24 protein-coding genes are annotated in these 22,230 nt (G+C 59.4%); 10 read left to right on the forward strand and 14 right to left on the reverse strand.

What is annotated here, in order from left to right; genetic code table 11:
* Positions 1–84: 84 nt before the first annotated feature.
* Together ACJ5NV_RS10670 and ACJ5NV_RS10675 are read right to left on the reverse strand one after the other, a co-directional pair.
* Complete coding sequence (locus tag ACJ5NV_RS10670) at positions 85–852, reverse strand: tRNA1(Val) (adenine(37)-N6)-methyltransferase (protein WP_411643842.1); 768 nt, start codon at positions 850–852, stop codon at positions 85–87.
* Entirely contained in the window at positions 833–1,051 is a 219-nt protein-coding gene (locus ACJ5NV_RS10675; RefSeq protein ID WP_411643668.1) for a putative signal transducing protein, read from the reverse strand. Before ACJ5NV_RS10675 ends, ACJ5NV_RS10670 begins: the two co-directional genes overlap by 20 nt.
* 55 nt (positions 1,052–1,106) lie before the next feature.
* Here ACJ5NV_RS10675 and ACJ5NV_RS10680 point away from each other — a divergent pair, with 55 nt between their 5' ends.
* Complete coding sequence (locus ACJ5NV_RS10680) at positions 1,107–2,105, forward strand: polyprenyl synthetase family protein (protein WP_411643669.1); 999 nt, start codon at positions 1,107–1,109, stop codon at positions 2,103–2,105.
* Between the two features lie 95 nt (positions 2,106–2,200).
* Here the strand turns inward: ACJ5NV_RS10680 and ACJ5NV_RS10685 are convergent, their stop codons facing one another.
* Positions 2,201–3,235: a TRAP transporter substrate-binding protein gene (locus tag ACJ5NV_RS10685; protein ID WP_411643670.1), complete on the reverse strand. Its 1,035-nt coding sequence runs from the start codon at positions 3,233–3,235 to the stop codon at positions 2,201–2,203.
* Between the two features lie 153 nt (positions 3,236–3,388).
* Positions 3,389–4,204 carry a type I methionyl aminopeptidase gene (map, locus tag ACJ5NV_RS10690; protein ID WP_411643671.1) on the reverse strand — a complete coding sequence of 272 codons (816 nt, stop codon included), beginning with the start codon at positions 4,202–4,204 and terminating at the stop codon, positions 3,389–3,391.
* A gap of 217 nt (positions 4,205–4,421) precedes the next feature.
* On the opposite strand from map, the gene ACJ5NV_RS10695 reads away from it, so the two are divergent.
* Positions 4,422–4,766, forward strand: coding sequence for a hypothetical protein (locus ACJ5NV_RS10695; protein ID WP_411643672.1), 345 nt, complete (start codon positions 4,422–4,424; stop codon positions 4,764–4,766).
* Here ACJ5NV_RS10695 and sfsA read toward each other — a convergent pair.
* Entirely contained in the window at positions 4,763–5,467 is a 705-nt protein-coding gene (gene sfsA, locus ACJ5NV_RS10700) for a DNA/RNA nuclease SfsA (RefSeq protein ID WP_411643673.1), read from the reverse strand. The two genes, ACJ5NV_RS10695 and sfsA, sit on opposite strands and share 4 nt — an antisense overlap.
* Before the next feature lie 42 nt (positions 5,468–5,509).
* Between sfsA and ACJ5NV_RS10705 the strand changes: the two genes are divergently transcribed.
* Genes ACJ5NV_RS10705 through ACJ5NV_RS10720 form a run of 4 tightly spaced genes read left to right on the forward strand, consistent with a single transcriptional unit; the run spans position 5,510 to position 8,457 of the window.
* Positions 5,510–6,232, forward strand: coding sequence for a competence/damage-inducible protein A (locus tag ACJ5NV_RS10705; RefSeq protein WP_411643674.1), 723 nt, complete (start codon positions 5,510–5,512; stop codon positions 6,230–6,232).
* On the forward strand, positions 6,229–6,954 hold the full coding sequence (locus tag ACJ5NV_RS10710) for a GNAT family N-acetyltransferase (RefSeq protein ID WP_411643675.1): 726 nt from the start codon (positions 6,229–6,231) through the stop codon (positions 6,952–6,954). The genes ACJ5NV_RS10705 and ACJ5NV_RS10710 overlap by 4 nt, the downstream gene beginning before the upstream one ends.
* 4 nt (positions 6,955–6,958) lie before the next feature.
* Positions 6,959–7,525, forward strand: a complete 567-nt coding sequence (locus tag ACJ5NV_RS10715) for a peroxidase-related enzyme (RefSeq protein ID WP_411643676.1) — start codon at positions 6,959–6,961, stop codon at positions 7,523–7,525.
* A complete protein-coding gene (locus ACJ5NV_RS10720; RefSeq protein ID WP_411643677.1) occupies positions 7,522–8,457 on the forward strand; it encodes an OmpA family protein in 936 nt (311 codons plus the stop codon). Before ACJ5NV_RS10715 ends, ACJ5NV_RS10720 begins: the two co-directional genes overlap by 4 nt.
* A 3-nt stretch (positions 8,458–8,460) precedes the next feature.
* On the opposite strand, the gene ACJ5NV_RS10725 is transcribed toward ACJ5NV_RS10720, so the two are convergent.
* The 8 genes from ACJ5NV_RS10725 to ilvD form a co-directional block, all read right to left on the reverse strand.
* The gene (locus tag ACJ5NV_RS10725) at positions 8,461–9,225 is read right to left on the reverse strand and encodes a GGDEF domain-containing protein (protein WP_411643678.1); all 765 of its coding nucleotides are present in this window, start codon (positions 9,223–9,225) and stop codon (positions 8,461–8,463) included.
* A 140-nt stretch (positions 9,226–9,365) separates the two neighbouring features.
* Entirely contained in the window at positions 9,366–10,271 is a 906-nt protein-coding gene (locus ACJ5NV_RS10730; protein WP_411643679.1) for a LysR family transcriptional regulator, read from the reverse strand.
* 156 nt (positions 10,272–10,427) lie between these two features.
* Positions 10,428–12,452: an FAD-dependent oxidoreductase gene (locus ACJ5NV_RS10735; RefSeq protein ID WP_411643680.1), complete on the reverse strand. Its 2,025-nt coding sequence runs from the start codon at positions 12,450–12,452 to the stop codon at positions 10,428–10,430.
* Positions 12,453–12,762: 310 nt separating this feature from the next.
* Entirely contained in the window at positions 12,763–13,128 is a 366-nt protein-coding gene (locus ACJ5NV_RS10740) for a hypothetical protein (RefSeq protein ID WP_411643681.1), read from the reverse strand.
* A 20-nt stretch (positions 13,129–13,148) separates the two neighbouring features.
* Positions 13,149–13,922 carry a DUF6478 family protein gene (locus ACJ5NV_RS10745; protein WP_411643682.1) on the reverse strand — a complete coding sequence of 258 codons (774 nt, stop codon included), beginning with the start codon at positions 13,920–13,922 and terminating at the stop codon, positions 13,149–13,151.
* A gap of 86 nt (positions 13,923–14,008) precedes the next feature.
* Positions 14,009–15,106, reverse strand: a complete 1,098-nt coding sequence (locus ACJ5NV_RS10750) for a hypothetical protein (RefSeq protein ID WP_411643683.1) — start codon at positions 15,104–15,106, stop codon at positions 14,009–14,011.
* A gap of 112 nt (positions 15,107–15,218) precedes the next feature.
* A complete protein-coding gene (locus ACJ5NV_RS10755) occupies positions 15,219–15,815 on the reverse strand; it encodes a dihydroxy-acid dehydratase (protein WP_411643684.1) in 597 nt (198 codons plus the stop codon).
* 4 nt (positions 15,816–15,819) lie between these two features.
* The gene (ilvD, locus tag ACJ5NV_RS10760) at positions 15,820–17,583 is read right to left on the reverse strand and encodes a dihydroxy-acid dehydratase (RefSeq protein ID WP_411643685.1); all 1,764 of its coding nucleotides are present in this window, start codon (positions 17,581–17,583) and stop codon (positions 15,820–15,822) included.
* Between the two features lie 106 nt (positions 17,584–17,689).
* Here ilvD and ACJ5NV_RS10765 point away from each other — a divergent pair, with 106 nt between their 5' ends.
* Genes ACJ5NV_RS10765 through ACJ5NV_RS10780 form a run of 4 tightly spaced genes read left to right on the forward strand, consistent with a single transcriptional unit; the run spans position 17,690 to position 21,384 of the window.
* Positions 17,690–18,604, forward strand: coding sequence for a CPBP family intramembrane glutamic endopeptidase (locus ACJ5NV_RS10765; protein ID WP_411643686.1), 915 nt, complete (start codon positions 17,690–17,692; stop codon positions 18,602–18,604).
* A gap of 55 nt (positions 18,605–18,659) precedes the next feature.
* Entirely contained in the window at positions 18,660–19,610 is a 951-nt protein-coding gene (gene accD, locus ACJ5NV_RS10770; protein WP_411643687.1) for an acetyl-CoA carboxylase, carboxyltransferase subunit beta, read from the forward strand.
* A gap of 29 nt (positions 19,611–19,639) precedes the next feature.
* Positions 19,640–20,881, forward strand: a complete 1,242-nt coding sequence (locus tag ACJ5NV_RS10775) for a bifunctional folylpolyglutamate synthase/dihydrofolate synthase (protein ID WP_411643844.1) — start codon at positions 19,640–19,642, stop codon at positions 20,879–20,881.
* The gene (locus ACJ5NV_RS10780) at positions 20,878–21,384 is read left to right on the forward strand and encodes a hypothetical protein (protein ID WP_411643688.1); all 507 of its coding nucleotides are present in this window, start codon (positions 20,878–20,880) and stop codon (positions 21,382–21,384) included. The genes ACJ5NV_RS10775 and ACJ5NV_RS10780 overlap by 4 nt, the downstream gene beginning before the upstream one ends.
* 230 nt (positions 21,385–21,614) lie before the next feature.
* Here ACJ5NV_RS10780 and ACJ5NV_RS10785 read toward each other — a convergent pair whose 3' ends face one another.
* Positions 21,615–22,145, reverse strand: a complete 531-nt coding sequence (locus ACJ5NV_RS10785; RefSeq protein ID WP_411643689.1) for a hypothetical protein — start codon at positions 22,143–22,145, stop codon at positions 21,615–21,617.
* Positions 22,146–22,230: the final 85 nt, after the last annotated feature.

A 22,230-nucleotide genomic window follows, 5' to 3' on the forward strand; every position in this document is an offset into this window, starting at 1 on the left:
TGCAACACATCTGGATCAGCCTGTCACGCCGCAAGGCAGCAAAGCCGATCACAAAGAAGTTGTCCGAGAAAACTTGCCAAAAAATTAAGGTCTGATGGGGAGAGATGCGCCATTCCGCAAAACTTTACGCATGTCTGCGGTGTAGCTTTCCGTGTCACCTTGATGCGAAGGGCCTTCGTGCATGATCAGCGTCGGGGCTATTTGGAACGCCGCGCGGCCCTCTTGCCGTGCGCATAGCAAGAATCGCTCGGGGCTGCGCCCGTCACGCCCGGCAATCGGGCGCACAACCACCGACCCAAGTCGCCCGTCGAGCAGCGCAAGGGTTTCCGGCAACCGTTCCATACGCTGGATCACCCAGATATATCCTTTGGGCGCAAGTCGGCGCGCACCGGTATCGACCCAATCAGCAAGCGGGGTGTCACCCCCCAGCGCCGTATCGCGCCCTATATCTTCGGATGCTGTTCCGGCTTGCCGGTTGAAATAGGGCGGATTCATCATCACATGACTGAAACGCTTTTGTCGCAAATCATGCGGCAGCTGGCGCAAATCGGATGCGACTACGGTCAGCGGCAGGTCATTTTCCAGCGCATTGCGCCGGGCCAGTTCAGCATAGTCGGCCTGCATCTCGACGCCCGTCAGGGTCAGCCCCGGCACCCGCGCTGCAAGACAAAGTGACGCCACGCCGACCCCGCAGCCCAGCTCCAGTACCGATTGGCCTGCGCTGGCTGTTACCGATGCAGCCAGTAGTACCGGATCGACCCCGGCCCGATACCCGCGCCTTGGTTGCCAGACGCGCAGACGCCCGCCCAAAAATTCGTCTTGGGTGAGTGGTTCAATATCTGCCAAGGTCAATCTCACCGTCGCGCATAACGGCCTCTGCCATGAACAAATCCCGGTCCAACACCATAAGACGGCGCGGCATTATGCCTATGCTGCCTTCGAGGACACTCATATTTACGTCGAAGGTGAACCAGTCTATACCCTCGGCGTCCAATAGGGCGGTTGCAAAGGCGATGACAGTCGGGTCGTTGGTGCGCAAAAGCTCTTTCATAATTCAGACGTAAGACGGCCCTTCGTCTTTGTCCATTCAGTTGACGGAACCGCTGATGAGCCTCGATATCGCTGCCACAAAACCCCACGAACAACTGGCCGAGGCATTGTCCGGCGATCTAGAGGCGGTGAACGCGATGATCCGCGCGCGCATGGCCTCAGAGCACGCGCCGCGCATCCCCGAAGTGACGGCGCATCTGGTCGAAGCAGGCGGCAAGCGCTTGCGTCCGATGTTGACCCTCGCTGCGGCGCGGATGTGTGGCTACGATGGCCCCTACCACATCCATTTGGCATCGACGGTCGAGTTTATTCACACCGCCACCCTGTTGCATGACGATGTGGTCGATGAAAGCAGCCAGCGCCGGGGGCGGCCCACAGCCAACCTGCTGTGGGACAATACATCCAGCGTGCTGGTCGGTGATTACCTCTTTGCCCGGTCGTTCCAACTGATGGTCGAAACCGGGTCCATGCGGGTGCTGGATATCCTTGCCAATGCATCGGCCACCATCGCCGAAGGCGAGGTGCTGCAACTGACCGCCGCCGCCGATTTAGCCACGACAGAAGAGATCTACCTCAAAGTCGTGCGCGGCAAAACGGCGGCGCTGTTTTCTGCAGCGATGAAAGTCGGCGGCGTGATCGCGGGGCAAGATGATGCGACAGTGCAAGCATTGTTCGATTATGGTGATGCGCTGGGCATCGCATTCCAGATCGTTGACGACTTGCTGGATTACGGCGGCACCGATGCCATCGGCAAGAACACCGGTGACGATTTCCGCGAACGCAAGCTGACGCTGCCAGTGATCCGGGCGGTCGCTGCGGCGGATGCCGAGGAACGGGAATTCTGGGTGCGCACGATCCAGAAAGGTCGTCAGGAAGAGGGCGACCTTGCCCATGCCATCGGCCTGCTGGCCAAGCATAGCGCGATGGAGCAGACCCGTGACGACGCGATTGCCTGGGCGGAGAAAGCCAAGGCGTCATTGTCCGCAATCCCGGATCACCCTCTGAAAACCATGCTGACCGATCTGGCGGATTATGTCGTCGCGCGGATCACATAGCTTCGGGCAGGCTTGACTTTGAAAAAGCGTAAAACGCTTTTCCGGTGAACAAGCTCGGCCTGTCGGCCGAGCTATTCTTTCCAAGATGGTAGGTCTTAGTCAGCCACGCCGGTATTTGCGGCAACCGCATCCTGCGCAGCCGCGACCAAGGCAGCGCCATCATAGCCTTTTGCGTCCATCTCAGCGATCCAATCCTGCCTGACCTCTTCACCCAGCGCCCGGATTCGGTCGGTTTCAGCCTCGGAGAATTGCGTGATCAGGTTCCCTTCTGCGGCGATCATATCGCGGCCAACGATATCGCCTGTGTCATGGCCACGCCCGGCCCACATGCTGGCCATCAGGCCTGAATTGGCATCAATCACGGCGCGCAGATCATCTGGCAGGCCTTCATAGACATTCTTGTTCATCGCCCAGATAAAATAGAGATTATACAGCGAATAATCCCCCGCGACGTCCGTGTGGCTATCGGTCAGCTCGCCCAGTTTCAGCGATGGGGCGATTTCCCAAGGGATGACGCCGCCGTCAACCACGCCTTTGGAAAGGGCTTCGGGGAATTGCGGGACGGGCATCCCGATGGGGGTCGCGCCAAGCCGTTCCAGCAGCATTGTTGTGGTGCGGGACGGACCGCGCAATTTCAGCCCTGAAAAATCGTCAAGCGTTGCGACCGGCGCGCCGATTTTATGTACGACCCCGCGCCCATGCATATGCGCGGCGATGACGTGCACATCGGCGAAATCATCCATCAGATAACGCTGGGTATAGTCCCATGCAGCGGCGGATGCCTCCTCCGCTGATTTGGTCGTCATGAATGGCAGCTCCAGCGCTTCGGCCTCGGGGAAGCGGTTGGGCTGATAACCGGGAATAACCCAGCCGCCGTCAATTGCGCCATCTCGGATCAGGTCATACTGGCTGGGGGCCGCACCGCCGAGCTGCATGAAGGGGTAGATCTCGACCTTGATCCGCCCGTTCGATTGTTCTTCAATCGCTTCGGCCCAAGGCTGCATGAAATAGGTGGGGTTGGCGCTGGCGGGTGACACGAAATGCTGAAAGCGCAGGGTCACCTCCTGTGCGAAGGCAGAAGTCGCGGTGAGGGTGAAAGCGGCCGCTGCCGCAAAATGCTTCAGACGCATGTTATGCATCCTTTCATCTGTGATTGCAGGGGGGTGTCACCGCTAGCGACGGGAGTGAGATAAGGTTTTCTGCCAGATGCTGCAAGGCAAACTCTGCAGGGGAATTTATTGCAACATTTCCCCGTCGTGCCGCTTTGCCGCTGAATATCGGGGTCAGCTTGCGGCCCAAGTGGGATGATAGAGATTGCCCGGTGACAGGGTGAAAATCTCGCACCCGTCTGCGGTGATCCCGATGGAATGTTCGAACTGGGCCGATAGGGATTTGTCCCGCGTGACGGCGGTCCAGTCATCGGCCAGCACCTTGGTTTCCGGGCGGCCCAGATTGATCATCGGTTCGATGGTAAAGAACATGCCTTCTTCCAGCACGGATCCGGTGCCGGGCCGACCGTAATGCAACACATTGGGCGGGGCGTGAAAAACCCGGCCCAGACCGTGGCCACAGAAATCGCGGACCACCGACATTCGGTTGCTTTCCGCATAAAGCTGGATTGCATGACCAATATCGCCAAAGGTGTTACCGGGTTTCGCGGCCTCGATCCCTTTCATCAGGGAATCATGGGTGACCTGGATCAGCCGTTCCGCCTTGCGCGACAGGTTGCCAGCCACATACATCCGGCTGGTGTCGCCAAACCAGCCTTCGACAATGACCGTCACGTCGATATTCAAAATATCGCCATCTTTCAGCTTTTTATCGCCGGGAATGCCGTGGCAAACTACGTGATTGACCGAAATGCAGCTGGCATGCTGATAGCCCTTGTAGCCGATCGTGGCCGAGGTCGCGCCAGCGTCATCAACCATTTGTGTGATCAGCCGGTCAAGCTCTGCCGTGGATTGGCCGGGGACAACATGTGCCGCAATATCATCCAGGATACGGGCGGCCAAAGCGCCAGCCGTTTTCATACCGTCAAAATCGACAGCTTCGTAGATGCGAATGCCGTCTTTGGTCACGCGGCCCTTGTTGGTTTTCAACAGTCATATCCTTCATAGCGCTAAGGCGGACATATGGGATTTTCGGTCAAAGTTCCAGACCTGCGCCGCCGTTGTTGGCCGGGCAAGTTCACAAAAGTGAAATGATCATGTGGCGCGGGGAGAGCGTGCATGATTTGTGTCGTTGACAGAACCAGCCATTGCACAGCCGTTTTGCCGCAGGGTAGCGTGGTGATGTCGCGCCTCAAAGGATGAGTAGATGCAGTTTAAACCTTGGCTGATCGCCGCTTCGTTTTGCCTTGTCAGTCAGGCGGCAGTGGCGGGGTGCTATGACTATACCGAAGGCGGGTCAGTCGCTGCCCCTGTGGTCGAGATTTGCTACAAGGATGTCTGCGATATCACCACGCTTGATGCGGTTTGCAGCAGCGCCGCCTACCATATTGAAACCTATGCCATCGGTTGGGTCAAGCATTGCGATTTCACAACAGGGCAGGGTGAAGCGACCTGCAATATCACGTGGGAGGGGCGGCCAGTGGCCGCAGATCGGGCGCAATTCCTAAGCTGCCGCACCATCAGCGGCGACATGGAATGCGGTCTGCCTTAATGCAATTCAAACGGCATCAGCGCGCCTAAATTGATGTGCTCCGGCGTAATCAAACAGCTTTGCGCCAAGACGGTGACCCCGGCGCTGCGCGCTGACATGAACGCCTGCGCATAGGTCGGATCAATGTCATCAGCCAGCGTCACTGCGGTGCAATCGGTGCGTTGCACCAGATAGAACATCACCGCGCGGTGCCCTTGTGCAACCATGTCAGACAGCTCTGCAAGATGTTTGGCCCCGCGGGCTGTGACGCTGTCGGGGAATTCGGCCAGCCCTTTTCGCCGGGACAGGGTGACGCTTTTGACCTCAACATAGGTGTCCGGCCCGTCACCGCTTAGTAAAAAATCAATCCGGCTGTTTTGGCCGTATTTCACCTCGGGCCGGACCAATGTGTAATCTGGCAGACCGGGAACCTCATGCGCCATCAAGGCGGCTTTCAGTGCTTTGTTCGGCACGCTTGTATCCACGCCGGTGAAATGCCCGTTTTCGTGATCGACCAACCGCCAGCCATAGTTCAGCTTTTTCTTGGGATCGTCATTCGGCTCCAGCCAGATTTTCATGCCGGGTTCGGCCAGTCCCATCATTGATCCGGGGTTGGCGCAATGGGCGGTGACCTCGCGCCCATCGTCCAATCTGACATCCGCCAAAAAGCGTTTATAGCGGCGGATCAGGCGGGCGGGGACAAGGGGTGTGGCAAACTTCATGGCGCAACCTATAACCTGTCAGGTAAGACAGGAGAACCGCCCATGCCAAACCCCACCGCCGCCATGCTTGTGATTGGTGATGAAATCCTGTCCGGCCGGACGCGGGATGCGAATATGCATTATCTGGCAGGACAGCTGACAGAGGCGGCGATTGATCTGAAAGAGGTACGGGTGATCAGCGATGACCGCGCTGCGATCATTGCCGCAGTGCAGGCGCTGTCCGGGGCTTATACCCATGTCTTTACCAGCGGTGGGATCGGGCCGACCCATGATGATATCACGGCAGAATGCATCGCCGCTGCCTTTGATACCCCGATTGACGTCCGCGACGACGCACGCGCGCTGTTGCAGGCGCATTATGACCGGTCCGGGCAGGAACTGAACGCGGCGCGGCTGCGCATGGCGCGCATTCCGGAGGGTGCCACCTTGATCGATAATCCCGTCAGCACCGCCCCCGGTTTCACCCTGCGCAACGTGCATGTGATGGCGGGGGTGCCGTCGATCTTTCAGGCGATGGTGGCCAGCATTCTGCCAAATCTGACCGGTGGTGCACCGCTTTTGTCCCGCACCCTGCGCGTTACCCGCGGTGAGGGCGATATTGCCGGTCCACTTGGCCAGTTCGCGGCCGATCACAGCGGGCTATCCGTCGGGTCGTATCCGTTTATCAAAGACGGGCTGCACGGGTCAAATGTAGTGTTGCGTGGCACGGATGCGGCAGAATTGGACTCTGCAATGGCAAAACTCTCGGCTATTCTGACCGCGTGACGTTACCGAATGTGCATAAGCTTTACGCCGTGATCGAAGGGACTTGGCCTGCTGCCGTCAAGCAGGCGCTGGGACCGTGGAGCATCCGTCTGGACGACAGCGGCAGCAGCCGGGTGGGGGCCGCGACGGCAGAGGCACCGGTGACCGAAGACGATCTGCCCATCGCAGAAGAGGCCATGCGCGATGGCGGGCAGGCCCCGCTCTTTATGATCCGCGCGGGCGAGGCTGATCTGGATGCGATGCTGGCCGCGCGCGGTTACGTCATCAAGGACCCGGTCAATCTTTATGCGGTGCCGGTAGCTGCACTGACGCAGGAGCGTCCGCCGCCCGTGACCACATTCGAGGTCTGGCCGCCGTTGGCCGTGCAGCGCGAAATCTGGCAAGATGGCGGGGTCGGGCCCGGTCGTATTGCGATCATGGATCGGGCGCGGCAACCCAAGACCACAATTCTAGGGCGGCTGAACGATCAACCAGCTGGGACGCTTTTCGTTGGCATCGCCGGGGATTGCGCGATGATTCATGCACTGGAGATCGCGGTGGCGCACCGTCGGCAAGGTTTGGCGCGACACATGAGCGTTGCGGCAGCGTTCTGGGCGCAGGCGCAAGGGGCGGACTATCTGACGCTGGTGACAACGCAGTCAAATGGGGCGGCAAACCCGCTCTACACTTCCCTCGGCATGACACTTGTGGGACAGTATCACTATCGCATTCTGAGGGAGTGAAAAATTGACCGACCAGCCGACCGCACTTGACCTGCCCATGGTTGATCCGCTGCCCGAGGCGACGCAGAAATATTTTGATATCTGTCAGGAAAAACTGGGAATGGTCCCGAATGTGTTGCGGTCCTATGCTTTTGATATCGACAAGCTGAACGCCTTTACTGCGCTTTATAATGACGTGATGTTGGCCGATAGCGGGCTGTCCAAACTGGAACGGGAAATGATCGCGGTCACAGTTTCTGCGATCAATAAATGCTACTATTGCCTGACCGCCCACGGCGCGGCGGTGCGGCAGCTTTCCGGTGATGCGCAATTGGGTGAAATGCTGGTGATGAACTGGCGGGTTGCCCCGCTGGACGCACGGCAAAAGGCGATGCTGGAATTCGCGGAACAGGTGACGGTCGCCAGTGCCAAAATTGGCGAAGAGGATCGCGAAGCGCTGCGCCAGGTCGGGTTTTCTGACCGGGATATCTGGGACATCGCCGCTGTGACCGGGTTCTACAATATGAGCAACCGCATGGCATCCGCCACCGATATGCGGCCCAACGAAGATTACCACACGCAAGCACGATGATCCGTCTGGCGATCTGTCTTTCTGTCCTGGCGGGGGGGCTCGCGGCGCAGACGCTGGAATTCCCCAGTAACGCAACGCTTCAGGCTGAGGTGACCAGCCCGCTTGACAGTTATGTCATGCCGATGGGGATCTGGGACCGGGGCGAAATGCCGACCGAGGTTGTCGAAGGCGCATTGACCCAACAAGCATGGCGCATTCGGGCCCAGCAGCTGACCACGCTGCAATTACTGCGGCCCCTGCGCGAGCAACTGCGCAATGATCGCTACCGCATCATCTTTGAATGCCAGACCGAAGCCTGCGGCGGTTTTGATTTCCGTTTTGGGACACAGACGCTGTCCCCGCCGGAAATGCAGATCAATCTGGGTGATTTTCGCTTTCTTGCCGCGCGGCGGATCGGGGCGGATGGCCCGGAATATATCAGCCTTTTCGTCAGCCGCACGGCGCAGGCGGGCTTTGTGCAGGTGACCCATGTGGGCCCCGTGCAGGCGGAAGCGCCACCGCTGGTCACGACAACCGCCCCGCCGCTGCGCGCGGCTGAGGCTGAAACGCCAGAGGATTTGGCTCAACAGATGAACGCGTTTGGCCATGCTGTTCTGCCAGACCTGACCTTTGAAACTGGATCCGCGCAGCTGGGCGATCAACCCTTTCCCTCACTTCAGGCGCTGGCGGATTATCTGCTGGAATTTCCGGAACGGACTGTCGCCCTTGTGGGGCATACCGATTCCGCCGGTGATTTGGAAACGAATGTTGCCTTGTCCCGACGGCGCGCAGGGTCCGTTTTGGAGCGGTTGGTGAGCGACTACGGCGCCAGCCGCCGCCAGTTAGAGGCCGAAGGCATGGGGTACCTGTCACCCGTCGCCAGCAATCTGACCGCAGAAGGGCGCGAGGCGAACCGCAGGGTGGAGGTCGTCATCACCTCCACCGCAGAGTGACGCTCAGCCCGCCCGTATCGCCGGTGTCTCATCTTCCGTGTTAGCTGGCATGATATCTTCCCACCGGACCATGCGGGCGCGCCCTGTCGCCTTGGCGTGATAAAGCGCCTGATCGGCATAATGCAGCCATCTGTCTAACGGTTCTGACCCGTCTGCCACGACGGCCCCGACAGATAGGGTGACGGTCAGATGGGGGTGCTGGGCGCTGGCGCGATAGGGAATTGGCGCTGTCAGGCGCTGCCCGATCACCCGCGCCTCGGCCAGGTTGGCGCCGCTGAGGAATATGGCAAATTCTTCACCCCCGACACGTGCGACGACATCCTGCGCCCGCATGTTGCGTTTCAGCATATAGGCGATTGATTTCAGACATGCATCGCCCGCTTTGTGCCCATAAGTGTCATTGACCTGTTTGAACCGATCCGCGTCGACCAGTAGCAGTACCCCGCCCGTCTGTTGGAGTCTGCGTTCTGCGATTTCGAAGAACGTGCGGCGGTTATAAAGCTTGGTCAGCCCGTCCGTGCGCGACAGGCGTGACAGCGTTCGTAGCAGCTTTAACTGCGACATAGTGATGAAATGAATAAACGCGACGAAGGGTCCGCCCACGAAAAAGGCATGCACAACATAATACTGCAAGCTGCGCGTCAGCGCCCCGTCGTAAGACAAGGCAAACAAGAGGTTGGCAACCACAATCAGCCCAACGAACAGGCAGAACCGTAGGACAAAGCCCAAGATGGTACGTGGACGAAGAAGGTTTAGTAGGGTTTGCATCCCGGTTCCCTGCTTTCTTGCACTGGGATACGCGGGGTAAATTTCTATTCCTTTAATAAGGCCTGTAAAAAAAGGCGCGACTTCGAAAAGTCGCGCCAAAGTTGAGGTGGTCCTAGCACCTTGGGAAAACTGTGTCTTTGCTACCAGCTATCGGGTCCTTTGGCGGCAAAAGCCTGCACGAGGAAGTCGATAAAGGCGCGCACCTTGGGCTGGGTGAAACGGCCGGGCGGATAGACGGCGTAGATACCTTGGGTTTCCTGTGGAAGATCGGGGATCGCTTCTTCGATCAGGCCTTTGCGCATTGCATCGGCGTAAAGAAAGCTGGGCAGATAAGCGATGCCCAGCCCGCCGACGCAGGCATTCAGCAGCGACTGACCGTCATTGACGGTCAGCCAGCCAGCAGTGCGGACCTGACGCTTTTCGCCCGAAGGCGCGGTCAGTTTCCACACGGCAGAGTTTGCCTGATTAGAATAGTGCAACAATTTATGCTCGTTAAGATCGTCGATCTTTTCAGGTCGACCGTACTGCTCAAAGTAAGCGGGGCTTGCGATCATTCGCTTCGTCGTCTCGGTCAGCTTGCGGGCGCGCAGGGTGCTGTCTTCCAGCTCTCCGATGCGCACGGCCATGTCGAACCCTTCCGAGATCAGTTCGACATAGCGGTTGTTCAGCACCATATTTACGGTGACATCGGGGAATTCTGACAGGAATTCACCCAGAACGGGTGACAGGTGGTTCACCCCGAAATCAGTTGCGACGCTGATCCGCAGCAGACCAGAGGGCGCGGATTGCATCGATGTGACCAGCGCATCGGCTTCGCCTGCATCATTCAGCACACGGCGTGCGCGGTCGTAATAGGCAAGCCCGATTTCGGTCGGGCTGACCCGGCGAGTGGTCCGGTTCAGCAGGCGCGCGCCCAGCCTGGCCTCAAGCGAGGACACATGTTTGGACACGGCAGATTTGGAAATCCCCATCTTTTTGGCGGCGTCGGTAAAGCCACCCTGATCCACAACCGTGGCGAAGGCCTCCATCTCTGTCAGACGATCCATTGACATCCCTCAATACCATTATCAGCGCCTCTTTGGTGCGATCAAATTCAGGCAGGAATGGGACGAATGCCTGACAATACCGGGGTATCGGCACCTTTTGGTGATAAGCGGGAAACAGCCGGTTTTGTCAACTATCTGATTTTAAGTGATATTTTTTTATAGACCGGCTGCGAGCCTTGTGCCCTGATCAATCGCCCGTTTCGCGTCCAGCTCTGCCGCGACATCAGCACCGCCGATGATATGCACGTTCCGCCCTGCGGCGATCAGCGTATCGGCAAGGCTGCGTTCCGGCAGCTGACCTGCGCAGAGAACGATCGTATCGGCAGCGATGACCTGCGGGTCTGCGCGCGCTTCGCCCTTAGTGATGTGTAGCCCATCGGCGTCGATCTTTTCGTAATTCACGCCGCCGATCATCTGCACATTTTTCATCTGCAACCCGGCGCGATGTATCCATCCGGTCGTTTTACCCAGTCGCTTGCCCAGTTTTTCCGATTTTCGTTGAAGAAGTGTTACCTTGCGGATCGCGGGATCCGGTTGCGGCCCTTCGGGGCGTAGACCACCGCGTGCATTTTCCGGATCACCGACGCCCCATTCCTCTAGCCATTCAGGCAGATCCTCGGTCGGGCTGTCCCCGGTGACAAGGAATTCAGCAACATCAAAGCCGATCCCGCCAGCCCCGATTACAGCAACGCTTTGGCCGACCGTCGCCTTGCCACGCAAAACATCAATATAGGATAACACGTTGGCCGCATCTTGTCCGGGGATCGCCGGATCGCGGGGCAGCACGCCGGTGGCGATGATGATCTCATCAAAATCCACAAGCAGCTCTGGCGTGGCCACTGTATCCAACTGGAGCGTGATCGCGGCTTTCGCAACCATGTTGCGGTAATAGTCGACAAGCCCCCAGAACTCCTCTTTGCCGGGCACTTGTTTGGCCATGTTCAGCTGGCCACCGATGTCGCTTGCCTTGTCAAAAAGCGTGACGGCATGGCCGCGCGCCGCAGCTGTCAGCGCGGCGGACAGACCTGCAGGCCCGGCACCGACAACCGCGATTTTCTTTGACGTTTCAGCAGGTTCAATAACCAGTTCGGTTTCATGGCAGGCGCGGGGGTTGACCAGACAAGAGGTCATCTTGCCGCTGAATGTGTGGTCTAAGCAGGCTTGATTGCAGGCGATGCAGGGGGCGATTTCATCGGCTTTGCCCGCCTGTGCCTTGGCCACAAAATCGGGGTCCGCCAGAAAGGGCCGCGCCATGCTGACCATATCAGCGCAGCCATCTGCCAGCACGTTTTCAGCCACATCGGGCATGTTAATCCGGTTGGAGGTGATGATCGGGATATTTACCGCGCCCATCAGTTTTTTGGTCACCCAGGTAAAGGCGCGGCGGGGGACAGAGGTGGCAATGGTGGGGATGCGCGCCTCGTGCCAGCCGATGCCGGTATTCAGGATCGTCGCACCAGCGTTTTCGATGGCTTTGGCAAGGGTGACGACTTCGTCCCAAGTGGACCCATTGGGTACAAGGTCAATCATGGACAACCGGTAAATCACAATGAAATCAGGGCCGACGGCATCGCGCACCCGGCGCACGATTTCGACCGGCAGGCGCATTCTGTTTTCATAGGACCCGCCCCAGCGGTCGGTCCGCTTGTTGGTGTGGGCCACAAGGAATTGGTTGATGAAATACCCTTCGGAGCCCATCACTTCCACCCCGTCATAACCGGCTTGGCGGGCGCGGGTGGCGGCGGTGACGATATCGCTGATCTGTTTTTCGATGCCGTCCTCGTCCAGTTCCTGCGGCCGAAACGGAGAGATCGGCGATTTCACCGGGCTGGGGGCTACGCAGTTCGGGCTATAGGCGTAGCGGCCTGCATGCAGGATTTGCATGGCGATTTTGCCGTCGGCGTCATGTACGCGGTCGGTGACGATGCGGTGGTTGGTGATGTCTTCATCGGTGTAAAGCCCTGCGGCACCGGGAAAAACGCCGCCTTCGGGGTTGGGCGCCATGCCGCCGGTGACCATCAGCCCAACACCGCCGCGCGCACGGGTGGCGTAGAATTCAGCGACGCGATTCCAGTCCTTCGTTTCTTCCAAGCCGGTGTGCATAGAGCCCATAAGCACGCGGTTTTTCAGCGTGGTGAAGCCCAGATCGAGCGGGGCCAGAAGATGCGGATATTCGGTCATTGATGTGCCTCCCGTTTGAAAATGAATGTGGCGGAGCTTGACGCGCAGGTCACCCCCAAACGCGGCGTCATGGCGCAACGTTCGGTGGGGGTGGTGGGGGCACATCCCTAAAACCGCTGCGAATCATTTATGAATGCCGGGGTTTCAGAGGGAATTGGGGGCTGAAAGGCTTTCGGACATGCATCGGAAAAACGTCGGACCCCACCGTGCGGTGGAGGGGATGAATGCACCGTGCGGGCCGAAGGTGAAGCCGTCGTTAAGGATTGCAGCCTTACCGCGCCGTAAGGTGGATCTTGATCCACCCTGCTTTTCAGCTTTCGCTGCAATGCCTGCGAAAGGCGGATTTGAGCAGGTCCAGCTCTGCCCGCAGCAGGTCCATCTCGGCGCGGATATCTTCGGCCAGCGCTTCGCCCACCATCAGGCTGAAGCTGGCCAGCAGCTGACCGGCGTCGTCGCTGATGACAAAGGTTTGCAACCCGTCGCTGATGCGATCAGCCGGGACATTGACGCGCACGCGCCATGTGTTTGCATCCGCGTCGCGCGACAGTTCGGGCGATGCCAAAACATCGCCGCCAAGCGTCACATGTAGCGCGGGTGCTTCGCTGCCTGCGCCGGTTAGCACCCCTTCCCATTGGCCTGCCTGCAATCCGGTCCCTGTCAGTGTCATCTGTGTCATGGCGTTTGCCTCCTCTTCGCCTAGAGCGCGGCGCGCGGGTGGCGGCAGAGCGTCAGGTCGCGCAGGTTGATCCGGTTCATCCACGGGCTTTCAAACATCAGGTCCAGCCACATCCGCTCGGCCCGTTTTTCATTGAGCTGGCTGTAGGCGAGATCGAATTCAACCTCTGTCTCGGGCCCCTCATCGGGCAGGGTCAGCAGCACCTGTTCGGTGTTTGGCCCGTGTTTGACGTTCAGCCGGGCCAGTATCTTAATCGGCTTTTCGCGATCAATCACAGCAGAAAGCCGGATCAAATGCCGTTTTTCCAGCCCGTTGCAAACATCCTGCGGCAGGTCGACGACCAGCGACAGGAAATTGCCCTGAAAGCTAAAGACCTCAAGCCCGACGCCATAGGCGGCCAGATCATCATCACGCTGGTTGCGGTGCTGGATCAGTGCGACCTCGTTCAGCGGACAATCATGAAAGACCGTCAGTTCGTCGCTGAGCTTGGCCTTGTTGTGCGCTGGTGTGATGCCCCGCGGGGAGAGCGCGCCCCGCCATGCCCGTGGTCGCCACGACCAATCGGTGCCGGGTGGGCGGGGAAAGGTTTGCGATCCGATCCGGGGCAGGGCAAGCCGGTTGTCACCGATATGGGTCACCTCATGCAGCAGGGGCCGCAATTGCCGCGCTTGCTGCCGCCAGATGCGCAGGCTGCTTGTGTCCGCATGAACCGCATTGCGCGCAGCGGTCTTCCATCGCGCAAGCACACGGTGATGGAGAAAACGACCCAGCAGCTCGTTGGGGTTCAATTTCATGAGTGTCGCGATCCTGTCCTGCTCTTGCGGTCTAATGTGTCAAAGACTTGCTGGAAATGGAACATGCGCACGCTGCGGCGCTGAGGTCATAGCGCAAAGTCGCAATATAACCGCGTGGCGTTGCGCAGCACCTGATCCGGTGCTGGCGGGTCAGCGCGATATGTGCTCGTGTTCACGTTCCACCCGGTCGGGTCCTGTGCAACCTGTCCAATCACGCCGATCCAATTGTGCGAACCGCCATCGCAATCCACCACCAGCAGCCCTTCGATCTGGGTATCATGTGCCGCACCGTAGTCTTGGTTTCCTGTGGCGGTGATTTCGATGATTGGGCCGGTGGGGATATCTTCGGGAATGCCGGTCCACCAATCCGCATAGACCCCAGCGTTTTCGATTGGCTCGTAAAGCAGTTCTTGCTGCGCTTCTGTCGCATCGGCGCAATAGATGTCATGCGCGCGCTGCTGGGCTTTGGCGGGCAAACGTGCGCCTGTGTCCCGAAATGCGCTGGGCGGGATGCCTGACAGGGCCATTTCGCCTGTTTCACAGTCAGAGATAAGCCGCCAGATCCCGGGCGCGCTGTAGCCGTCTTGGATGATGGTTGTGATCCGCCGGTCCGCGCCTTGATTGATTTCGATGAGCTGGCTGGTCCATCTGACGGCGGCGGCACCGGTGAATGCGCCGCTGTAGCCTTGCACATGCTGGGTATATAACGCTTGCACGCCGCTAGGTGCCGTCGCACCAAAAAAGCCTGCGTCTTTTGGAATGCCCTGATCGCCAGCGCAGTCGAGGTTCCATGCACGTATGCGGTCTGCCGGGGAATATGCCATCAGCCGCTCTGCCACGAGCGCCCAAGTCTGAAGCGAGAAACCGTCCAGCTGCATTTGTTCGATTTCTTGGGCGGTCATCCCGTCGCGTGGTTCGGTGATTGGCATTTCTTCCAGATGCTGGATATCACCTGCTCTGCCGACCATACGCCCAAGGATCGCACATCTGTGCCGGTCCTTATCCAGAAAAAGCAGGGCTTTGCCTACATCCTCTGCACCGCGATCTTGCGCAGCGCGTAACAGCTGGGTTGAGCGTGCTGCCACATCAGCGGCGACCTCTTCCCATGGTTTTGCGATTGCCGTGGTGCCGCATGTGGCGGCGGCAAGGCAGAGCGCCGCAGGTCGTGCAAATACTGGTGTCATTGACGTGCCCTTATTAAACGATGTGTTATCCAAGCTATCTTTGAAAAAGCGATGCGTGAACCGCCGTGGCGCGTGACGGGCGGGATGGTATGACCCGGATGCAATAACAGCTTTATGTTTCCACTATGGCGGCGGCTGTCAGCCCTTGGACCACAAGGCTTAGCAACCATGCCCCGGTGCCATCGTGCAGGGGGGCGGTGGCCAGCCCGCGCACAGCGACGGTAACCAGTCGCCCGTCGATGTCGGTAAAGGCGCGCCATTCTTCGCGTTGTAATCCGGGCAGCGGCGGCGGCCCTTCATCGGTGAAATGCACGGTGACCCGGTTGCGCAAGGCTTGCGATCCCAGAACGGTGACAGTGTCGGGCTGCCCGTCACTGCTGAGCAGGACGGCCCCGGCTTCGCTTTCCAGCATGTCGCGCAAGCTGGCTTCGGTGGCCGTCACGGTTTGGCTGTCGGGCGGGCCGACCTGCACCGTGGTGACCCCAAGCGCGCTGGGCGCAGGCATGTTGACACCCAAAGTGGCGCAAGGGGCCATCAGCGCAAAGCCTTCGCCGGGGCGGCTGGCCCGTGTGTCCACGCAATAGCCGGGCGGTGTGGTGGCGGTGACCGCCCCGCCCATCAGTGCGACGGATTGCACCGGTTCTGCCTGCATACAAGCCGTCAACCCCCAGAGGCTGGCGGCCGTCATCGCGCCTTTCCAGCGGATCATCCGGTCAGAGATCCATATAGATGTGTTTTTCCGCCTTCGCGCCGGGATGGGTGACCGCACCTTGCTGTGCGCCGCCCACAAGCTGGGCGTATTTCCACAGCGCGCCGGAGGCATAGATCGTTTCCCGCGGGCCTGCCCAATTCGCCTTGCGTTCGGTCAGCACATCTTCGGTCAAGTCGACCGACAATTCGCCGGTGATCGCATTGATGGTGATCACATCGCCGTTTTCCAGCAGCGCAATCGGGCCGCCATGAGCCGCTTCGGGGCCGACATGGCCGACGCAGAAGCCGCGTGTGGCCCCTGAAAAACGCCCGTCAGTGATCAGCGCGACCTTTTTACCCATGCCTTGCCCGGACAGCGCGGCGGTGGTGGCCAGCATTTCGCGCATGCCGGGGCCGCCTGCGGGCCCTTCGTTGCGGATGACGATGACTTCGCCTTCTTCATATTGCCGCGCCTTGACCGCCTCGAACGCGTCTTCTTCGCATTCGAACACGCGGGCGGGGCCAGAGAAGACCTGTTCGTCTTCGGACATGCCTGCGACTTTGACGATGGCCCCCTCGGGACAAACATTGCCCTTCAGCCCCACAACGCCGCCGGTTTTGGTGATCGGGTTACTGATGGGGTAGATGACCTTGCCGTCCGCCTCGCCTTTGATCTTGTCCAGCGCCTCGCCCATTGTTTCGCCGGATGCAGTCATGCAGTCCAGATGCAGCAGGCCAGCCTTGGCCAGTTCTTTCATCACGACGGGCACGCCGCCTGCTTCGAACAGGTCCTTGGCCACGAATTGGCCGCCGGGTTTCAGGTCGACGAAATAAGGTGTGTCGCGGAAGATTTCGCAGACGTCGAACAGGTCGAAATCGATGCCGGCTTCATGTGCGATGGCGGGCAGGTGCAGCCCCGCATTAGTGGACCCACCGGTGCAGGCTACAACCCGCGCCGCGTTTTCGAGGCTTTTGCGTGTCACAACGTCCCGCGCGCGGATATTCTTTTCAAGCAGCGCCATGACGGCCTGTCCCGAAGCCTCGCTATATTGGTCGCGGCTTTCATAGGGTGCGGGTGCGCCGGAAGAGTTCATCAGGGCAAGGCCAATCGCCTCGGACACGCAGGCCATGGTGTTGGCCGTGAACTGGCCACCGCAGGCGCCGGCAGAGGGGCAGGCGACCCGTTCAAGCACGGCCAAGGCTTCGTCTGAAAGTGTGCCGTTCTGGTTGCGGCCCACGGCCTCGAACATGTCTTGCACGGTCAGGTCGCGGGTGGCGAAATCTGCGGGCACGTTTGCACCGGCGGGCGCCCGGCCCGGCAAGATGGAGCCGCCATAGATAAAGACCGAAGGTGTGTTCAGCCGGACCATCGCCATCATCATCCCTGGCAGGGATTTGTCGCAGCCTGCAAGGCCGACAAGCGCATCATAGCAATGCCCGCGCATGGTCAGTTCGACCGTGTCGGCGATGGCTTCGCGTGAGGCGAGCGATGACCGCATGCCTTCGTGCCCCATGGCGATCCCGTCCGTCACGGTGATGGTGGTGAATTCGCGCGGCGTGCCGTGGGCAGCCTTGACGCCCAGCTTGACCGCCTGTGCCTGCCGGTTCAGCGAAATGTTGCAGGGTGCTGCCTCGTTCCAGCAGGTGGCGACACCGACGAAGGGCTGTGCGATGTCGGCCTCATCCAGCCCCATGGCATAGAAATAGGATCGGTGCGGGGCGCGCGATGGCCCCTCGGTCACGTGGCGGCTGGGTAGATTTGTTTTGTCGGCCTTGCCCTTGAGCATTGTTTGTCTCCCGAAAGCTTTCGGAACGGGTCTAAATAGTGGGCCGGATTGGCGCAAGGTCGAACTGATGGTTGCAGCCGGTTCAGTGGGCGGCATAGGGTCCCGCATGTTTGATCGCCCGACCGCCTACGCCGCACACGCGGATTTCATTCGTCCTGCCATGGCGCGGACAGAGATGTGGCGGCTGATCGTGATGATCATCTGCTTTGAGATTGCCTTTATCGTCACGCCCTGGCTGATGATGCTGGCTTTGCCGCCACGCGCCGAAGAAGCCTATATCGAAGGGGTCACAGCCTTTGGCACATTGGCGCAATTCGCCAGTTTCGGGATCATCACGGCGATTTTTGTCTGGACGTTGCGCCGGGTGCATGAGCGCGGGTTCTGGTCCTTGGTTGGCCAGGCGGATGCGGCTGTGGTCAATATGATCCGGGTGATGTGCATGGTCGGGCTGGTCCTGTTGGCCAAAGAAATATTTCCGCCGTGGTATGATCTTTCCGCTCTGGCAGAGACCCGCAATCTGTTGCGCTGGCTGGTGCTGTTGCCCTTTGGTTTTGTGGTGCTGCTGATTCAGGTCAGTACCGAAGAGCTGTATTTCCGGGGTTATTTGCAGCAGCAGTTTGCCTGCATGTCAGAATCGCGGCTGGTCTGGATGGGTCTGCCATCGTTCATGTTCGGCATGGCGCATTATTTTAACGGGATTGGCGAGGCTGACGGGATTCTCTGGGCGCTTTGGGCAATGGCGCTGGGACTGGCTTGTGCTGATTTGACCGCCCGCACCGGCAATATCGGCGCTGCAGTCGGGCTGCATCTGGCCAATAATGCCTTTGCCCTGTTGATTTACGGGATGATGGATTGGCCGACGAGCGGGCTTGCCTTGTTTCTTTTTCCATTTGACGACCCCTATCAATATGATCTGAGCATAGACGCGCTACGCTCTGCCGAATTGATCATGCCGTTTGTCGTGAATGTCACAGCGGTGTGGGTGATGTGGCTGGCGGCGCGGCTGGCGATCAGGCGTTGATTGCAATTCGCCCGGTCGCGGCATATTTGAGGCGTGTCAACGCAGAAGGTCGCACATGAACTGGATCACGAACTACGTCCGCCCCACGATCAACTCGCTTTTCTCGCGCCGTGAGGTGCCGGACAATCTGTGGACCAAATGTGATGAATGCGGCACCATGCTGTTTCACCGCGAATTGTCCGACAACCTGAATGTCTGCACGAATTGCGGTCATCATATGCCTATCGGGGCCCGTGATCGCCTGCGCACGATTTTTGACGGCGGCATTTTTGTCGAGGTCGCCGTGCCAGAGCCTGTGGCCGATCCGCTGCATTTCCGCGATCAGAAACGCTATACCGACCGGATCAAGGATGCCCGCAAGAAAACAGGTGAAAAAGACGCCATGCTGGTCGCCGAGGGCGAGGTGGGGCGCACGCCTGTTGTTGTTGCGGTGCAGGATTTCTCTTTCATGGGCGGGTCAATGTCCATGTATGTGGGCAACGCGATCGTTGCGGCCGCCGAGCGTGCCGTCGCCCTGAAGCGCCCGCTGATCCTGTTTTCTGCTGCAGGTGGTGCCCGGATGCAGGAAGGGATTCTGGGTCTGATGCAGATGCCCCGTACGACGATCGCGGTGCAAATGCTGAAAGATGCGGGCCTGCCGTATATCGTGGTGCTGACCCATCCGACCACCGGTGGGGTGACCGCATCCTATGCGATGCTGGGCGACGTGCAGATTGCAGAGCCCAACGCGCTGATCGGTTTTGCCGGGGCCCGCGTTATCGAACAGACGATTGGGGAAAAGCTGCCCGAAGGGTTCCAGCGCGCTGAATATCTGCTGGATCACGGGATGCTGGACCGGGTGACAAAGCGCACCGATCTGAAGGATGAGCTTGTCACCATCGTGCGCCTGCTGATGCAGCAAAGCGCCCCGGTCAAAGGTGATTTGCCTGCGCCGGTCACACCTGCTGAACCTGTTCCCGCCGAAAATGCACCTGCTGCCCCTGCGGATGTGGACGCGCCAAAGTGACCAGCGGCTCTGACATCATCCTAAACAGGATGATGGCCCTGCATCCCAAGGTCATGGATCTGGTGCTGGACCGGGTCTGGCGGTTGCTGGCGGCGTTGGATCATCCACAAGACCGCTTGCCTCCGGTGATCCATATCGCCGGGACCAATGGCAAAGGTTCCACTCAGGCAATGATCCGGGCCGGGCTGGAGGCGAGCGGTGCGACGGTGCATGCCTATACCTCGCCTCATTTGGCGCGGTTTCATGAACGGATCAGGCAGGCGGGTGAGCTGATCACCGAAGATGCGCTGAGTGCTGTGCTGGACCGCTGCTATCAGGCCAATGGCGGCGCGCAGATCACCTATTTCGAGATCACGACTGCGGCGGCCTTGTTGGCCTTTGCCGAGACCCCGGCGGACTACACATTGCTCGAGGTGGGGTTGGGCGGCAGGCTGGATGCGACGAATGTGGTCGCGGAGCCGGCGCTGACGATCATCACGCCGGTTGATCTGGATCACCAACAATATCTGGGCGAGACCCTGCCAGAAATCGCAGGCGAAAAGGCGGGGATTATCAAGCGCGGCGCGCCATGTGTCGTTGGTCCGCAGCATGATGACGCATTAGAGGTGATCGAACGGCAGGCCGCGCGCATGGGTGCCCCGCTGCTGGTGTACGGTCAGCACTGGCATGTGGGCACAGAGCGTGGGCGGCTGGTCTATCAGGATGACCACGGGTTGCTGGATTTGCCTTTGCCGAAGCTCGCCGGGCCACATCAGATCATGAATGCGGGGGCGGCCATTGCCGCCCTGCGCGCGCTGGGCAAGGATGAAGCGGCCTGTGAGGCGGCTGTCACCCAAGCCTATTGGCCCGCCCGGATGGAACGGCTGACACAAGGGGCGTTGGTGGAGCTGGCTTTCCCGGCAGAGCTCTGGCTGGATGGGGGCCACAACCCGGCGGCGGGCAAGATGCTGGCGGCGACCCTGCAAGAACAGCCAGAGCGGCCGACCCATCTGATCTGCGGGATGCTGAATACCAAGGATGTGGCCGGTTATATGCGCCCGCTTGCGGCGATTGCGCGCAGTTTGACCGCTGTGTCGATCCCCGGCGAAGCCGCGACGCTGAGCGCAGAAGCAACAGCCGCCGCAGCGCAAGCGGCCGGGTTGACCGCAACAACGGCCGACAGCGTGCGCGACGCAATTGTCGCAATCACAGAGAAAACGCCCCATGCGCGTGTTCTGATCTGCGGATCGCTATATCTTGCGGGTCATGTGATCCGGGAGAATGTAAAATGATTAAATGGTGCAGCACGGTATTGGCGCTGATGGCGGCACCTGTGCAGGCGGCGGATTATTATTTCTGCTGGGAGGGGGCGAACGGCTATACGATGACCGGGCAGATGACGGTCAATCCCAGCGCCTTGAATAAACCTGTCGTGACCGAGGGCGATGTGACCGAATTTCGCATTGCCGGGTATCAGGAAGGCACGCTTTTGGGCAAATGGGATATGGCGATCCGCGGGCCCACCACCAGTTGGGTGCTGTATTTTGATCCGGGCCGCAACGCTTTCCTGACGCCTGCTGATGCGGGCCTTGGGGTCAGTCAGGCGTGGAACGCCAATGGGGATGCCAATGATTGCGGCAATCCGGGGTTTGGATTTAACCTTGGGAACTATGCGCAGGATTTCTGCCTGAATGGCGTTTGGCTTGAAGAAAGCGGCATGCCGCCGGAAACGCCGTTCCTTGTCAGCCCGACCCCGGTGGACCCGCAGTGCCGGGTTTATGCGCCAGTCAGCTAAGGCACGGCCGAACAAGCGGCCACAGGATAACCCGATCTTCATCTTTTCGCCGATTCGCGAATCAGCGTATTGACTGCGAATCACTTCCCGGTTTAGGGTCGAATCAACCAAAAGCGCTTATAAAAAAGGCGTATAGAGCAGTCTTGGCAGGGCGAGTTGGCGGGCCTTTTGGCCTGTCTTCTTGTGCCCTTCGCGGGGATGAATATCCCCCAAAGTGCCTTCAAGTATACTTAGCTGCGGATCGGTTCGTCCAGCATGCGCCCGTTGTCTGACGGCTTGTCGCTCCGGGACTGCGCGGCGTTCAGGATTGCCAGCGTCTTGCGGTCCAGCGGTTCTTCGGGGCCGTAGTACCGTTTGTCCGTCTCATACTGATGCTGCCGGTCCACCTTCCATGATTTCCACAGCATCACCAGTGCGACGCCGGTCACGATCAAGCCAAAGCGCAACATGCCGCCTTCGAAACCGCTGCCGCTGAGCACTGCGATAGCAACGGCACCAAGCCCGACCGCCAGATAGGCGTGTTTATAGAGATAGAAGAAGACCGACAGCGGTTTGCTGATCAGCTTGTGCCGTTCGTGCAGTGTCCACAGGATCAGCGGCAGGCTGATATAACCGATGACAATGCGAATGACGCCTTGCGCGGGTTCCGGGGCTGCTGCGGCCAGTTGCCCTGCCAATGCAAAGGGCAGGATCATAGCAAATGCCACGATGGTCAGGGTGATAGCCCAGGCTTTTGCTGACATTGAAATACCGAGGAACATGCCGACTCCTTATTGCGACGTGCTGTTGATCATGGATGTTTCCCAATTTGGCACAGTGTGGCAAGTCTTGGCGGAATTTGGCCGC

The sequence above is a fragment of the Loktanella agnita genome (genome assembly GCF_046640325.1).
In the GTDB taxonomy this organism is placed as follows: Bacteria; Pseudomonadota; Alphaproteobacteria; order Rhodobacterales; family Rhodobacteraceae; genus Yoonia; species Yoonia agnita.